At 51.4% G+C, this 14,648-nt stretch carries 15 protein-coding genes; 13 read left to right on the plus strand and 2 right to left on the minus strand.

Annotated features, from left to right (window positions below):
* Positions 1-24: 24 nt before the first annotated feature.
* Both AC3WQT_RS19240 and elbB read right to left on the minus strand, forming a co-directional pair.
* Positions 25-627 carry a MarC family protein gene (locus tag AC3WQT_RS19240; protein ID WP_492706119.1) on the minus strand — a complete coding sequence of 201 codons (603 nt, stop codon included), beginning with the start codon at positions 625-627 and terminating at the stop codon, positions 25-27.
* Between the two features lie 41 nt (positions 628-668).
* A complete protein-coding gene (gene elbB, locus AC3WQT_RS19245; RefSeq protein WP_492706121.1) occupies positions 669-1,319 on the minus strand; it encodes an isoprenoid biosynthesis glyoxalase ElbB in 651 nt (216 codons plus the stop codon).
* Between the two features lie 225 nt (positions 1,320-1,544).
* Here elbB and AC3WQT_RS19250 point away from each other — a divergent pair, with 225 nt between their 5' ends.
* The 13 genes from AC3WQT_RS19250 (at position 1,545) to gspF (ending at position 14,640) form a co-directional block, all read left to right on the plus strand.
* Positions 1,545-1,745 carry a DUF1289 domain-containing protein gene (locus AC3WQT_RS19250; protein ID WP_492706123.1) on the plus strand — a complete coding sequence of 67 codons (201 nt, stop codon included), beginning with the start codon at positions 1,545-1,547 and terminating at the stop codon, positions 1,743-1,745.
* Between the two features lie 42 nt (positions 1,746-1,787).
* Positions 1,788-4,046 carry a xanthine dehydrogenase family protein molybdopterin-binding subunit gene (locus AC3WQT_RS19255; protein ID WP_492706126.1) on the plus strand — a complete coding sequence of 753 codons (2,259 nt, stop codon included), beginning with the start codon at positions 1,788-1,790 and terminating at the stop codon, positions 4,044-4,046.
* A 220-nt stretch (positions 4,047-4,266) separates the two neighbouring features.
* The gene (gspG, locus tag AC3WQT_RS19260) at positions 4,267-4,737 is read left to right on the plus strand and encodes a type II secretion system major pseudopilin GspG (RefSeq protein WP_492706128.1); all 471 of its coding nucleotides are present in this window, start codon (positions 4,267-4,269) and stop codon (positions 4,735-4,737) included.
* A gap of 9 nt (positions 4,738-4,746) precedes the next feature.
* Positions 4,747-5,211, plus strand: coding sequence for a type II secretion system minor pseudopilin GspH (gene gspH / locus AC3WQT_RS19265; protein ID WP_492706130.1), 465 nt, complete (start codon positions 4,747-4,749; stop codon positions 5,209-5,211).
* A gap of 1 nt (position 5,212) precedes the next feature.
* Entirely contained in the window at positions 5,213-5,590 is a 378-nt protein-coding gene (gene gspI / locus AC3WQT_RS19270; protein WP_492706132.1) for a type II secretion system minor pseudopilin GspI, read from the plus strand.
* Positions 5,580-6,263, plus strand: coding sequence for a PulJ/GspJ family protein (locus AC3WQT_RS19275; RefSeq protein WP_492706134.1), 684 nt, complete (start codon positions 5,580-5,582; stop codon positions 6,261-6,263). Before gspI ends, AC3WQT_RS19275 begins: the two co-directional genes overlap by 11 nt.
* A 29-nt stretch (positions 6,264-6,292) precedes the next feature.
* Entirely contained in the window at positions 6,293-7,264 is a 972-nt protein-coding gene (gene gspK, locus AC3WQT_RS19280) for a type II secretion system minor pseudopilin GspK (protein ID WP_492706136.1), read from the plus strand.
* A 6-nt stretch (positions 7,265-7,270) separates the two neighbouring features.
* Positions 7,271-8,521, plus strand: a complete 1,251-nt coding sequence (gene gspL, locus AC3WQT_RS19285; protein ID WP_492706138.1) for a type II secretion system protein GspL — start codon at positions 7,271-7,273, stop codon at positions 8,519-8,521.
* The gene (locus AC3WQT_RS19290) at positions 8,521-9,021 is read left to right on the plus strand and encodes a type II secretion system protein M (RefSeq protein WP_492706140.1); all 501 of its coding nucleotides are present in this window, start codon (positions 8,521-8,523) and stop codon (positions 9,019-9,021) included. Before gspL ends, AC3WQT_RS19290 begins: the two co-directional genes overlap by 1 nt.
* A gap of 45 nt (positions 9,022-9,066) precedes the next feature.
* Positions 9,067-9,816 (plus strand): type II secretion system protein N, encoded by a 750-nt coding sequence (gspN, locus tag AC3WQT_RS19295; protein WP_492706142.1) that lies wholly within the window; start codon positions 9,067-9,069, stop codon positions 9,814-9,816.
* The gene (gene gspD, locus AC3WQT_RS19300; protein ID WP_492706144.1) at positions 9,813-11,981 is read left to right on the plus strand and encodes a type II secretion system secretin GspD; all 2,169 of its coding nucleotides are present in this window, start codon (positions 9,813-9,815) and stop codon (positions 11,979-11,981) included. The genes gspN and gspD overlap by 4 nt, the downstream gene beginning before the upstream one ends.
* Positions 11,982-11,984: 3 nt before the next feature.
* On the plus strand, positions 11,985-13,415 hold the full coding sequence (gene gspE, locus AC3WQT_RS19305) for a type II secretion system ATPase GspE (protein WP_492706146.1): 1,431 nt from the start codon (positions 11,985-11,987) through the stop codon (positions 13,413-13,415).
* Between the two features lie 4 nt (positions 13,416-13,419).
* Positions 13,420-14,640: a type II secretion system inner membrane protein GspF gene (gene gspF / locus AC3WQT_RS19310; protein ID WP_492706148.1), complete on the plus strand. Its 1,221-nt coding sequence runs from the start codon at positions 13,420-13,422 to the stop codon at positions 14,638-14,640.
* Positions 14,641-14,648 lie beyond the last annotated feature (8 nt).

The following is a 14,648-nucleotide window of genomic DNA, read 5'->3' on the forward strand; positions in this document are numbered from 1 at the left end:
AATACCTGGTCAGCCATACTTTGATCAGTTCAAAGTTTTCAGATAATCCCTGATCCCCGCCAGCAGCATTTCTACCGACATCGCTGTAAGTATCAGACCCATCAGGCGCTCAAATGCGGTCATGGCACGTATGCCCAGGACTTTTTGCATGCGTTCCGCACTCAATAATACTACCAGCCAGACCACGGCAACGGCAGTCAATGCTGCCAGATGCACCACCATGTCCTGACGACTATCAGATGAAAACAGCAGCACAGTCGCCAGCGCAGACGGTCCAGCCAGCGCTGGTATCGCCAGTGGAACGATGAAGGGTTCATGACCATCTTCCACATCCCCAAAAATACCACCTTCCTGCGGGAAGACCATGCGCAAGGCAATCAGGAACAGAATCACTCCGCCACCTATGCGCAAGGATACTTCAGTCAATTGCAGTGCGGTCAGGAAGTGCTTGCCAAAGAACATGAACAGCAAAAGCAGGCCAAAGGCTATCGCGCATTCGCGTACGACGACGCGCCAGCGCCGCTCAGGTGCGACATGGGACAGGGCGCTGACAAAGATGGGGACGTTGCCAAACGGGTCGGTGACCAGTATCAGCAACATCAGGGATTGAAAAAAATCTTGAGTCATGAAGACCTTGTTTTAAAAATGATACCTGGAGCTTGCGGGTTTCAGATTAATGCCAGCGTCGCTTTGACGGCAGCTTCTATCCCTGTCGCTGCTTCAGCAATATTTTCCGCCAGCATATATGCGGGTGTGCTGACGACTTTTCTCTCTTTGTCGACGACAAATTCTTTGACCGGGCAATTGATGTGCTGGCCACCCATGGCAGTGACAGCAGCAGCTGTGCCTTCGTCATTGCCTATGGTGACAGCAATGCCGCTGCCATATACCAGTGGCAGCATGGCAGGGGCTATGCAGATATAGCAGGCTGGTTTGCCTGCGTCGGCGATGGCTTTGGCGAATCGCAAGACATCAGGCTGTATCTGGCAGTCAACCCCTTTGCTGGCAAAGTCAGACAGGTTTTTGGCTGCACCAAAACCACCAGGAAAAAATACTGCGGCATAATCATCGGCATCGGCCAGTGCGATGTCCTTGATTTTGCCACGAGCGATACGGGCAGACTCTACCAATACATTGCGGCTTTCACCTTCAGCGACCTGGCCGCTAAGATGATTGACAACATGGGCTTGAGGGATATCAGGTGCCAGGAATTCTGGTTCTGCGCCAGCTCTGACGAGTGCCAGCATGGTCAGGACACTCTCGTGAATTTCAGCGCCATCGAAGACGCCACAACCGGAAAGAACGACGGCTACTTTCATGATGTACCTTTATATTTGTGAGGGATAGACAGAAAGCAGCCAATTTTCCCGCTGAAGCCTGTAGGCTGTCAACAAAGTCCCTCTATTTCTGGAAAAATAGAGTGCAGACACCAACGCAGTAAACAAAAAAACATTTACTATTAGCCGGGGAAAATGCGAACGCTCGTTTCATTATAAGAGCGCCAAGCTCTCTGGCAAGATTTTCCTGAGAACAAGAGTACATATATGTCAGTAATAAAAATGGAAAACAAAGAACGCCCGGATACACCTTGTGTTGCCGTTTGCTCAACAACATTTGATGATGTTTGTCGTGGCTGTGGCCGCACTGTGGCTGAGGTGGCAGAGTGGGTGTTCATGACGGCAGAACAAAAGGAAATCGTCTGGACCAGGATATTGGCAGAAGGTTATCCAAGACGAAATACATAAGCACGCCATGTAAAAAGGCGGCAAAAATAAGGGAGACAGCACATGTCGCAGCTTAAAAAATCAGGACGCCGCCGCTTCATCCTGGGTGGCTTGGGCTTGACGGGGGCATTATTGGTGGGGTGGGGCATCATGCCGCCACGTCAGCGTTTGAATACCAGTACGCCCTTGCCAGTATTCAATGGCGAAGTCGCCATGAATGGCTGGATCAAGATTGCGCAAGATGGCACCGTAAGTGTTGCCATGCACAGGAGTGAGATGGGGCAGGGCATACACACTGCCTTGCAGATGCTGGTGGCCGAAGAGCTGGATGTGCCCATGAACATGGTCAAGCCCATGTATGTGCCCGCAGATAAAATTTATGGCAGCATGGCCGCACTGGCTGACGGCTTGCCGTTTCATCCGGATGATCATGGTAGCGTGAAGCGCGTCGCTCAATGGGTGACGCTGAAATTCGCCCGCGAACTGGGTTTGCAAATGACGGGTGGCTCATCCAGCGTCAAAGATGCCTGGCAACCCATGCGTGAAGCAGGTGCTACGGCCCGTGCCATGCTGATTGCCGCAGCAGCAAAAAAATGGAATGTAGCCGCTACAGAATGTGGGACCAAAGATGGTGTAGTAAGCCATTCATCTGGCAAGCGTGCCAGCTATGGTGAGCTGGCTGCCGGTGCGGTCAATAGCAAACCTGGTGAGATACAACTCAAGCGTCCGCAAGATTTCAAAATCATAGGCCAGCCGCAGCCACGTACTGATGCCGTCCCAAAAGGGGATGGCAGTGCGCAGTATGGTATTGATGCCAGACCAGAAGGCATGGTCTATGCCGCCCTCAAACAAAGCCCGACGATAGGCGGTCGTATCAAGTCTTTTGATGCTGCTGCAGTCAAGTCCATGCCGGGTGTCATGCAGGTCATTGATTTTTCCATGGAAGAGGCTGTGGCAGGTGTTGCTGTGGTCGCTCAGTCTTATTGGCAAGCCAGGCAGGCCATGGATAAATTACCTATCATCTGGGATGCGGGTGAGCATGCGCAACTTTCGACTGAAGGCATTTTCAAGGACTTTGCCAGCAAGCTCGATAGCGAATCTGGTTTTGCTTATCACAAGGCTGGGGACGTTGAGACTGCACTGACTGGCAAGGAAGTAGCCAAAACCTTAGAGGCAGAGTACCGCGCACCGTTTCTGGCGCATGCCGCGATGGAGCCCATCAATTGCACGGCACAATTCAAGGATGGCAAGTTGCAAATCTGGGTTTCTACCCAGGTACCCGGCGTTGCTGCAGATGTCGCTGCCAAAGTCGCCAAGATTAAATCTGAAGATGTCACTTTGCACATGGCCTATCTGGGTGGCGGTTTTGGTCGCAGGCTCGAGGTGGACATGGTCGCACAAGCGGCGCGTATTGCTATGGAAGCCAAGGGTGCACCCGTCAAACTTATCTGGAGTCGCGAAGAGGATACTGCACATGATATGTACCGGCCAGCGGCTTTGGCACGCTTCAAAGCGGGGCTGGATAGCGTTGGCAAATTGCTGGCTTACGACAATAAGTCCGTTTCAGGTTCGATTACACATCAAGTCTTGAAGCGCACATTTGGCCTTGCCGGGGCTGGCCCGGACAAGACCACGGCTGAAGGTGAGTTTGACATGCCTTATGAAATTCCGCACCAGCGTATCAGGCATGTCATTGCACCTAGTCCGGTGGCACTTGGGTTCTGGCGCTCAGTCGGCCATTCGCATAATGCCTTTTTCAAAGAGAGTTTTATCGATGAAATTGCCCATGCAGCAAATCAGGATAGTTTGACATTCCGCCGTGGTTTGCTGAAAGATCATCCACGCCATCTTGCTGTGCTGGACGCAGCGGTACAAAAAGCAGGCAAGCCGGCAGAAGGCAGGGCGCATGGCCTGGCGTTGCATGAATCTTTTGGCAGTATCGTGGCACAAATAGCTGAAGTCTCAGTGCAGGACGGGCAAATCCGGGTGCACAAGGTAACTTGCGCTGTGGATTGCGGTATTGCGGTAAATCCCAACATCATTGCCCAGCAAATGGAGTCTGCGGTGGTCTTTGGCCTGAGTGCTGCCTTGTATGGTGAGATTACTATCAAGGATGGCAAGGTCATGCAGAGCAACTTTAACGACTATCAGGTTTTGCGCATTAACGAGGCACCTGAGGTTGAAACTGTCATTATCAAAAGTGCAGAACCGCCCCAGGGCATAGGTGAGCCAGGCGTGCCACCCATCGCCCCGGCAGTTGCCAATGCCATATTTACCCTGACCGGCAAGCGCTTGCGCAGCCTGCCCTTGAAATTGAGTTGACACATACTGGTGGTAGTATGGGATGCAATTCAACAGAATTCATACATATTAATTTCCAATTTTGTGTTTAAATATTGTCTTCAAGGCATTTTTTGTTACTATTCGATACAGAAAGTGGCCCCAGGGATAATCTCAGGATTTATACTGCGTCAGCGTGCTGATAGTATGCGCGCCACGCATTTTTTTTATTTTTAGAGTTTTCATTTTTTAGAATTACGCCATGCTTAATTTTTCAGTTCCTTCAGTTCCATTGTGTGCAGGCAAGGCCCGGAATTCCGAGCGCGGCTTTACCCTGATCGAAATCATGGTGGTTGTGACCATCATCGCCATTCTCGGTGCCTTTATGGTGCCCAGATTGACAGGTTTTACCCATGAAGCCAGGGTGACTGCAGCCAAACAGGATATTTCCACCATCATGGGTGCACTGAAGATGTACCGTTTGCATAACCAGCGTTACCCGACCACGGAACAAGGTTTGCAAGCTCTGATAGAGAAGCCGACATCAGGCCCGGCGGCAAATGCCTGGGCAACTGGTGGCTACATAGAAAAATTGCGCAATGACCCCTGGGGCAAACCATATCAATATCTTTCGCCTGGTATCAGGGGCGATGTCGATGTGTTTTCGCTGGGTGCCGATGGTCAGCCTGGTGGCAGCGGTGAAGATGCAGATATAGGATCCTGGGATTTATAAGAAGCGCACATGAAGATGAAGCATGGGCAGCAGGGTTTTACCTTGCTGGAATTATTGGTGGTGTTAGTCATTTTTGGTCTCATTCTGGGTGCCATCAGTATTAACGCCATGCCGGGCGAGCAGCAGCGCCTGGAAAATGATGCCAAGCGCATTTCCCTGCTTTTGCAACTTGCCCGTGATGAAGCCATCGTGCGCAATTTACCCGTGGCTTTTGAGGTGGACCAGAACGGTTATCGTTTTCTGGTCAGGGAAGACAGAATCTGGTCACCTATCAAGGATGACATGCTGCGCGAACGTTTTTTTCAGGCTGCGCCAGTAGAGTTATCCCTGCAACCGCAGGCGGTTGATACTTCGGTCATACGCATCCTGTTTGGCCGCGAGCCCGTCGATAAACCCTTTGTGCTCACTCTTAAGTCCAATGACAAACGTGTCAGTGTACGGGCAGATGGTATTGGTCACTTTTCAGTGGAATAAGATGCGACAGTTACGCTCACAATCCGGGTTTACCTTGCTGGAAGTGCTGGTGGCGCTGGTCATCGTCGGTACTGCCCTGGGCGCCAGTTTGCGTGCGGTTGGCAGTCTGACGCAAAACAGCAGCAGCTTGCGCGCTTCCATGATGGCGACCTGGTCTGCTGAAAATCGTCTGGCGCAAATACGGCTGGCGCATGAATGGCCAGCCTTCGGCGAACGTACCTTTGCTTGTCCGCAGGGGGATTTACACCTGATGTGTGAAGAGCATGTCATTGCCACTCCCAACCCCTCTTTCAGAAGAGTCGAAGTTTTTGTGTATGAAGCAGATAGCCCTGAGCGTCGCATCATCAAGCTGACCCAGGTGGTGCCGAATGCACTTTAAGCTTCAGTCAGGTCACCAAAACCGGTCCGGCAAGTCATCGCAATCCGGTTTTACTCTCATAGAACTATTGGTGGCGATCACCATACTGGCGATTATTGCCGTGCTCGGTTGGCGTGGCCTTGACAGCATAGTCCGCGCTCGTGTGGCTCTCACTGCAGAGATGGAGCAAACGCGTGGTATACAGCTGGCTTTTGCTCAGTTGGAGAATGACTGCGCCCACATGGTGGACGCCAGCAATTTACCAGGCCGGGAAGTATTCAGTGCGGTAGGCCCCAGGCTGGTGTTGGTGCGTAGTGTGTTTGAAGAAAACCAGCCCTCACGTTTGCAGGTCGTCGTCTATAGCGTGCGCGGCGGTGTGCTTGGCCGGCGCGAAATGCTGCCCACTCGAGAATTGGCTGTACTGGAACATGATTGGCAAGACGCTTTGTCGGATACTGAAACCAGCCCGGCGATTGCCCTGCAGACCCAGGTCACAGGCTTTGAGATGCGCACCTGGAAAGAGGGTGAAAACGGCTGGCGTGCAGGCGGTAGTGAAGCTGCCGGGGCGAATCCTGTACCGGCAGCCCCTGGTATTCCTACCAGAGCCGGTAAATTGACAGGTCTGGAAATTGCCGTGCAGCTGTCTGGCCGCGAGTTGCCTGTCACCAAAGTATTCTTGCTGGGTGCGGTATGAGGGCAGGCAATATTCCTCAGCAGCGCGGAGTGGCTGTCATTACCGCCTTGCTACTGACGACTCTGGCGATCACGATTGTTGCCAGCCTGTTCTGGCAACAGCAGGTGCAGGTCAGGTCGATAGAAAACCAGCGTATGCAATTGCAAAAGAAATGGATTTTGCGTGGTGCGATAGATTGGGCGCGACTGATTTTACGCGAAGATGGCAAGCAGTCTGCCAATGTGGATCATCTTGGTGAGCCTTGGGCAGTCAAACTGGCAGATACCCGCCTGGATCAATATGTGGAGAATGCCAAGACAGATAATGAAGATAGCGATGCCACGTTGTCAGGTCAGGTTATTGACGCGCAAGCTATGTATAACCTGAATAATCTGGCAACAGATGGCAATGTGGACCAGCGTGAGGTGGCTGTATTCAGCCGCTTGCTGGTGAACTTGCGTTTTGATGGGCAACTGGCAGAAGCGGTCGCAGACATGGTGGCCAGGACACAGTCCCGGGCAATTGCTGCACCAGGTTCTTCGGCTGCTGAAACTGGCGGTGGAAAAAGCCCATCAGATTCCACGCTACCTGAAGTACAATTCTTGCGCTTTACTCAAGTAGATGATTTGCTGGCAATTAATGGATTTACGCCGGACATGATGGAGAGGCTAAAAGCTTTTGTCACGGTGTTGCCGGGCAAGACCAGTATTAATGTGAATACGACCTTTGCCGAAGTGCTGGCGGCCAGGATAGATGGCCTCAGTGTCGGAGATGCCGCAGCCATGATAGCCAGCCGCGACCGCGCTTACTTTCGTACGGTGGGAGAATTCAAGTCGCGTTTTGAAGATCGGTTGAAAACATTGACAGACAAGGATGTGGACGTGGCAACTAAGTATTTTATCGTCAATGGTAAGGTCAAAATGAATCGCTCGGCGCTGGATGTCAGCGCATTGATAGAACGTGCCGATAGTATAGGATCAACGGCGATGACAACAACGGTGCTTTGGGTACGGGAAAATTAAATAAAAATGGCAAGCACACTGTATATCTCTTTGCCCTCCAGAGTGGCGGCACAACACAGGCCTGATTGGTCAGCGCAACCCCTGGCTTTCGCCTTGATATCGACAGAGGGACGTTTGCAGCAGCAAGGGCAATCCAGCCTGGCTGAATTGAAAACGCTGGCGATTGGTGCAAAACAGGTTGCTTTTATCCTGGCAGCCAGCGACACCAGTTTGCTTAAAACCAAAGTGCCACCTATGTCTGCCGCCAAGTTGAAGCAGGCATTGCCCAATTTGCTGGAAGACCAGTTGATTAACGATCCATCTGATCTGGTACTGGTCAGTGGTGATGTCGTTGATGGCGAAATCATTGTTGCTGTCACGGATAAAGCATGGCTGGAAGGTTTGGCCAAACGGGTAAAGGACTGGCCGGGCAAAAAGTTTTCTGCCTATCCGGCACAACTGTCTCTGGCTTTTGATGCTGCGGGCCAAACGGCCTCAGCCTTGATAGAAGAAAAAGATGATGGGCTCGAACTGAGCCTGCGCGATGGTGCTCAACATGGCCTGGGCCTGAGTCTGGAAAGTGCTGGCATGAGCGATGCGCTTTCCATGTTGTCGCAATTAAGCGCCTGCCCCAAAATTGCTGCTTATGTTCCTGCGACCGCAGTTGAAGCTTGTCAGCTTGCATTGAAAACAGAAGGTCTGGAAGACAAGATAGAAGTCATGCCCGTGAGCTGGGTCAACAGGGTGGCCGGTATCAATGCTGATACGCCTGACCTGATGACAGGTGTAGCGGCAGAACATATGGCCAGTTTTGACTGGAGCAAATGGCGCTGGCCAGTGCGCCTGGCGATTGCCTTGGTGGTTGTCAATTTACTGGCGCTGAATATCGAATGGTTCAACCTGAGGCGCGAAGAAAAAGACCAGAAAAATGCCTTGTTACAGGTGTACAGGAATGCTTATCCCAAAGAGACAGTTATTTCTGATAGCCCATTGAAACAGATGCAGCAAAAGGTCAATATAGCCAAGCGCGCGGCCGGGCAATTTGCCGCTAATGATTTTGCTGTGATTGCCGCACAATTTTCCCAGATATGGGACAGAGTGGGGGTACCTGGTGGTGTGGCGTCGATAGAGTATAAGGACCGGTCCCTGTTCGTCAGGATCAAACCCAATGTGCAGGTGCCTATGGATGCATTGCGCTCGGCCCTGGCTGAACAATCCCTGAAAATCAGTACCTCGTCAGATGGTGCTTTGCGTGTTTCCACCGGAGGTAAGGACTGATGTTCAGCGCAATTAGAGAGCAGTTCAATTTCTTTTGGCAAGCCCGGGTAGAGCGTGAGCGCAAGATGCTGCTCATTTGTGCGGCATTCATTCTTGCCGCAATTACCTATGGTTTTTTCCTGGCACCTGCTTTGAATGGACGCAAGCAGTTAAACATTGCACTGCCTGTCCTGAATCAGCAATTGGCAGAAATTACCGAGCTGAGTAAGCAACAAGCCGGTCTGACCGCCAATTTGTCTGAATTTGTTGCGCCCGTCACTCGTGAGCAATTAGAGGCTGTACTGGGACGGCGTGGCATCAAGGTACAAACTATCGCTGTCAGTGATGATCTGGTACGTTTGCAAATTCCCAGTGCTTCTTATGCAAATTTGATGGAGTGCCTGGTGGAAATGCAAAAGGCCTCAAGACTGACGGTGGAAGAAGCAAAACTCGTCTCTTTGTTGGAAAGCGGGCAGGTAAGTGCGACTTTGACTTTGCGACAACAAAGAAGCCCTTCCTGAGACCGGAATAAAGCAATGTTAATTACCCGACGTTTGACATGGATAATGGCTGCACTTATCAGTGTCATCTTGACCGTAGTGGTGTTTTTGCCTGCCAGTTGGCTAGGCTTTGTGCTCGAAAGGCAAAGTCAGGGCAGACTGAGTCTGGGGGATGTACAGGGTAGTTTTTGGCAGGGGTCAGCATTCATCGGTGTGGCTGCAGGTAAAAGCGGGCCGGTAACACCCTTGTTCCCTGGGCGGTTTCAGTGGCGTATTTCACCTCTGTTAATCCTGGGGCAAATCAAGGCGGAGCTGGAAAATTCTGCGGCTTTGTCGGCGCCGGTCAAGATTGCCGGCAACTTTAGTCAGTGGCAAGTCAGTCCGTCGGTATTGTTGTTGCCGCCAGAACGGCTTGAAGGTCTGGGTGCGCCTTTGAATACCGTAGGCCCTACAGGTTTATTGCATTTATCCTGGAATGAGTTGCTGTTTTCGCGCAAGAATGCGCAACTGAGCATGACAGGGCATATGCAACTGGAATTGGCCGAAATGGCTTCGCGTCTGTCACCTATCAAGCCTTTGGGAAGTTACCAGATGGCTTTTGATTTGCGTGGCACAGAGGCGGACATGCAGTTGTTGACGATGAAGGGTCCTATGATGCTGGCAGGAAGTGGAAAAATGACGAATGGTCGTTTCCAGTTTTCTGGCAAGGCATGGGCAGAGGCAGGGCAAGAAGCAAGGCTGGCAAATTTATTGAATTTGCTTGGGCAGCGTCGTAATGACGGTGAAAAAGATGTAATTGCGTTAGAGTTCAAATGAAAACATTTCCATTAAAGCACAGGGTCGCCATGACAAGAAATTCGCTACGCCAACCTATCCAGCAATTGTCTGCATTGACTGGTGCAGCAATATTGACTGCTGGTTTCTTAATGGCACCCATGGCCATGGCCCAGGACCCGTCAAAAAATACGGTAGACATCAATCTGGTTGGCGCGGACATTGAGTCGGCCATCAAGGCGATAGGCCATTACACTGGTGTGACTTTCATCATTGATCCACGGGTCAAGGGGCAGATCAACCTCGTTTCTGAAACGCCTTTGACCAAGGACCAGGCCTATAAATTACTGACTTCCACTTTGCGCCTGCAGGGTTTTTCAGTAGTGACGGCGGATGGTTATTCCAAGGTGGTGCCAGAATCAGATGCCAAGCTGCAGCCTGGCCCTACCCAAAATACCAGTTCAGAAAGAAATGAAGCTGCCAAAGGCGATCAGGTGGTCACTCAGATTTATAAGCTGAATTATGAATCTTCCGCCAATATCGTGACGATATTGCGTCCGCTGATTTCACCAAATAACACGATCAACGGCAACCCTAGCAATAATACGGTTGTTATCACCGACTATGCAGACAACATCAAACGCCTGAACAAGATCATTGCCGCGCTGGATGTGCCGGCGACGACAGATATGGATGTTATCCTGATCAAGCATGCGATTGCTTCTGATATTGCAACTATGGTTTCCAAGGTGGTCGACTCAGGTGGTAGTGGTGCTGACCCTACCAAACCAGTGTTGCTGGCGGACCCACGTTCCAATGCCATCCTTGTGCGCGCCTCTTCAGTTGCCAAGGCAAACCAGATCAAGTCCCTGATCGCCAAGCTTGATCAGCCTACATCGCAGCCAGGCAATGTACACGTGGTTTATTTAAAGAATGCGGAGGCTGAAAAGCTGGCGCAAACCTTGCGCTCCATCGTGACGGGGGATACCTCTTCTTCACGCAGCTCCAGCAGTAATATTTCCAATGCTGGTAATGCTGCCAGCGGTACGAATGCCCCTGTGGCCGCAAATACGGCGGGTAGCACGCAAAGCAGCATGCCTTCGTTCAGCAATAGCAGCACCAGTAATAGTTCTGGTGGTGGCGGTGGCGCTGCTGGTTATATCCAGGCTGATGCGGCTACAAATACCCTGATCATTACTGCCAGTGAACCTGTTTATCGCAACCTGCGTACAGTTATTGATCAACTTGATGCCCGTCGTGCGCAGGTATATGTAGAAGCGCTGATAGTCGAGATCAGTGCCGACAAGTCGAATGAACTGGGTGTGCAATGGATGGGGCTGTCAGGTGACAGCACTAGTAATTACCGTGTAGGCGGTGGTACCTCATTCTCCACCAAAGGTAATAACCTGCTTAATCTTGCTGCTGGCAATGCAGCCACAGTAGGCTCCGTGTTGCCTGGTGCAGGTTTGTCCCTGGGTATATTCAAGCAAGTCAATGGCCAATTGGGGCTGGGCGCTTTGGCGCGTGTGCTGCAGACAGATGGCAACGCCAATGTTTTGTCAATACCAAATATCGTCACGCTGGATAATGAAGAGGCGAACATTATCGTTGGTAAAAATGTGCCATTGATTACAGGCCAATTCACGACTGCGTCCAGTGGCACGGCAGGCGTTAATCCTTTCCAGACCATAGACCGCAAACAAGTGGGTATAAAGCTGAAGATCAGGCCGCAAATTTCTGAAGGTGGCACAGTCAAGCTGGCGATTTATCAGGAAGTATCGAGTGTCGATGATACAACCAACGCCGCAGGTATCATTACCAAGGAACGTTCCATCACCACCAATGTGCTGGTCGATGACGGCCAGATCATTGCGCTGGGTGGCTTGATTGAAGATAGTACGACGGATGGTGGGGAAAAAGTACCTGGCCTGGGTGATCTTCCCTTCATTGGTAATCTGTTCAAATACCAGACCAGCAAGCGCTCCAAGACTAACCTGATGGTGTTTTTGCGCCCTACAGTGATACGTAGTGCCGAGCAAAGCAATAACGTGTCCATAGACCGTTACGATTATATGCGTGCCCAGATCACACCATCCAAAGACGTAGCAAATGATGGTTTGCTGCCTACGCCAGAAAAAGGGAAGTTATTGGCTACGCCGCTGGTAGTCTCTCCTGAGAAATCAACGGCAGGCCAGGAAGGCAAATAAGCCATGCTTGATCATCGTTTATTGCCTTATGGTTTTGCCAGGGATTTCTCTGTGCTTGCCGTCAGGGACCATGCTGTTGTCAATGGTGTTGTTGAGATACAGATTTCCAAGATGACACCTTCTGCCGCAATAGCTGAAGTCGGGCGCAAGTTTGGCAAAGTCAAACTGGTGATGTTGCCTCATACAGAGTTGTCTGAGGCGATAGCCAAGGCTTATGCCGGTTCTGGTGGGGATGCTGCCGATGTGGTGGGTGAAGTTGAGTCTGATCTGGATCTGGCCAAGCTCATGCTGGATATGCCAGCCATCGAAGATTTGCTTGAATCAGCTGATGATGCGCCTGTGATACGCATGATCAATGCCTTGCTGACACAGGCGTTGCGTGACGGTGCATCGGATATACACATTGAGCCGTTTGAGCAGATTTCTGTGGTCCGTTTCCGTGTTGATGGTGCCTTGCGTGATGTGGTACGTCCCAAGAAAGCCATACACGCGTCCCTGATTTCGCGTATCAAGATCATGGCACAACTGGACATTGCTGAAAAACGCCTGCCACAAGATGGCCGCATTACCTTGCGCATAGGTGGCAAGCCAGTTGATGTGCGGGTATCCACGTTGCCAACCGGCCATGGTGAACGCGCAGTACTTCGCTTGCTGGATAAAGAAGCAGGACGTCTGGATTTGAGTCATCTGGGCATGAGTGCCGATGTGTTGACGCAATTCGACAAACTGATCGCTCAGCCGCACGGCATTGTGCTAGTGACGGGCCCAACCGGCTCAGGTAAAACCACCACTTTGTATGCCGCTCTGTCCAGGGTAAATGCTGGTACGACCAATATTCTGACGGTGGAAGATCCTATTGAATACGAGCTGGCTGGTGTAGGGCAGACTCAGGTCAATGCAAAAATCGAAATGACTTTTGCCAAGGCATTGCGGGCAATTTTGCGACAGGATCCAGACGTCATCATGATAGGTGAGATACGTGATCTGGAAACTGCGCAAATTGCAGTGCAGGCATCCTTGACAGGTCACCTGGTGCTGGCAACCCTGCATACCAACGACTCTGCTGCGGCAGTCACACGTTTGCTGGACATGGGTATAGAACCCTTCCTGTTGTCCTCATCCTTGCTTGGTGTCGTTGCGCAGCGACTGGTGCGTAAGCTGTGTACGCATTGCCGTGTTGAAAAAGAAGGTGCGTGGCATGCAGTCGGTTGCGAGCATTGCGGCCATACCGGTTATCAGGGACGTGTCGGCGTTTATGAATTATTGCAAACCACAGATGCAATTCGCGCCCAGATACATCACGAAGCGGCGGAAGCAGAAGTACGCAAGGCAGCACAGGCCGACGGCATGAAAACCATGCGCGAAGACGGTGAGCGCTGGCTGAAGACTGGTGTGACTACACCAGAAGAGTTGTTGCGCGTGACGAAGGAATAAGTACATGCCAGCATTTCGATATGAGGCTGTTGATACCGCAGGCCATACCAGCAAAGGGGTGTTGAATGCCGATAGTGCCAGATCGGCTCGCAGTGACTTGCGTGCCCAGGGACTGGTGCCGGTCAGTGTGGAATCTATCGCCAACCAGATGGATGCCAGCGGCAAGCGTAAGACCAGCTTGTTTGCTGACCGCCTCTCAACAGTAGAAAATGCCTTGTTTACCAGGCAATTATCCAGCCTGCTGGAAGCTGGGTTGCCATTGGAGCAGTCATTGTCAGCCTTGTTGGAGCAATCGGAGCGCACTTATGTACGGGACCTGGTAGGTTCTATACGATCTGAAGTCATGGCTGGTAATTCATTGTCGGATGCATTGAAGCAGCACCCGAATGATTTTGCCGACATCTATTGCGCGTTGGTGGCTTCGGGTGAGCACATTGGCCATTTGTCGCGTGTATTGTCACGACTGGCTGATTACATAGAAAGACGCAATGCACTGGTGCAAAAAGTCAGGCTGGCGTTTACCTATCCGGCGATTGTGACTGTGGTGGCCTTTGCCATTGTAATTTTCTTGCTTACCTATGTGGTACCGCAGATTGTTTCCGTATTTGCCAATACCAAGCAGAAACTGCCTTTCCTGACGTTGGTGATGCTAGCGATTTCTGACTTTGTGCGTGCTTATGGCTGGATAGTAGCCATACTCGCAGCAGCTGCTTTTTCTTTATGGCGTCTCGCGCTGCGTAATCCCGACTTCAAGATGCGCTGGCACCGCTGGTTACTGAATGCGCCCTTGTACGGCAAATTTGAACGTAGCCTGAACACGGCCAGGTTTGCCAGTACACTGGCGATCACGACAGGGTCCGGCGTGCCTATCTTGCAAGCCTTGCAAACCAGCCGTGAAACGCTATCAAATGTAGCCATGCGTGCCCAGGTAGAGGAGGCGACAGCCAGCGTCAGGGAAGGTGTCAGCCTGGCGCGAGCCTTGTCGGCGCACAAGCATTTCCCACCCATGCTGATACACATGATACGCGCGGGTGAAGTGACCGGCGAGTTGCCGGCAATGCTGGAACGGGCTTCAAATACACAGGAACAAGACCTGGAACGCAGGGCGATGACCATGGCAGGCTTGCTGGAACCGGTATTGATTTTGACCATGGGTATTGTGGTCTTGCTCATCGTTCTCGCGGTATTGATGCCGATCATAGAAATAAATCAATTGGTACGCTAAAAGGATAA

The organism is Undibacterium sp. FW305-107 (assembly GCF_058788535.1).

What these genes read in the sequence shown, in the direction of transcription:
- gspF (WP_492706148.1), top strand. Translation starts at nt 13,420, where the DNA reads ATGCCAGCATTTCGATATGAGGCTGTTGATACCGCAGGCCATACCAGC.
- AC3WQT_RS19275 (WP_492706134.1), top strand. Translation starts at nt 5,580, where the DNA reads ATGCACTTTAAGCTTCAGTCAGGTCACCAAAACCGGTCCGGCAAGTCA.
- gspH (WP_492706130.1), top strand. Translation starts at nt 4,747, where the DNA reads ATGAAGATGAAGCATGGGCAGCAGGGTTTTACCTTGCTGGAATTATTG.
- gspN (WP_492706142.1), top strand. Translation starts at nt 9,067, where the DNA reads ATGGCTGCACTTATCAGTGTCATCTTGACCGTAGTGGTGTTTTTGCCT.
- gspG (WP_492706128.1), top strand. Translation starts at nt 4,267, where the DNA reads ATGCTTAATTTTTCAGTTCCTTCAGTTCCATTGTGTGCAGGCAAGGCC.
- gspL (WP_492706138.1), top strand. Translation starts at nt 7,271, where the DNA reads ATGGCAAGCACACTGTATATCTCTTTGCCCTCCAGAGTGGCGGCACAA.
- gspI (WP_492706132.1), top strand. Translation starts at nt 5,213, where the DNA reads ATGCGACAGTTACGCTCACAATCCGGGTTTACCTTGCTGGAAGTGCTG.
- elbB (WP_492706121.1), bottom strand. Translation starts at nt 1,319, where the DNA reads ATGAAAGTAGCCGTCGTTCTTTCCGGTTGTGGCGTCTTCGATGGCGCT.
- gspD (WP_492706144.1), top strand. Translation starts at nt 9,813, where the DNA reads ATGAAAACATTTCCATTAAAGCACAGGGTCGCCATGACAAGAAATTCG.
- AC3WQT_RS19290 (WP_492706140.1), top strand. Translation starts at nt 8,521, where the DNA reads ATGTTCAGCGCAATTAGAGAGCAGTTCAATTTCTTTTGGCAAGCCCGG.
- gspE (WP_492706146.1), top strand. Translation starts at nt 11,985, where the DNA reads ATGCTTGATCATCGTTTATTGCCTTATGGTTTTGCCAGGGATTTCTCT.
- AC3WQT_RS19240 (WP_492706119.1), bottom strand. Translation starts at nt 627, where the DNA reads ATGACTCAAGATTTTTTTCAATCCCTGATGTTGCTGATACTGGTCACC.
- AC3WQT_RS19255 (WP_492706126.1), top strand. Translation starts at nt 1,788, where the DNA reads ATGTCGCAGCTTAAAAAATCAGGACGCCGCCGCTTCATCCTGGGTGGC.
- AC3WQT_RS19250 (WP_492706123.1), top strand. Translation starts at nt 1,545, where the DNA reads ATGTCAGTAATAAAAATGGAAAACAAAGAACGCCCGGATACACCTTGT.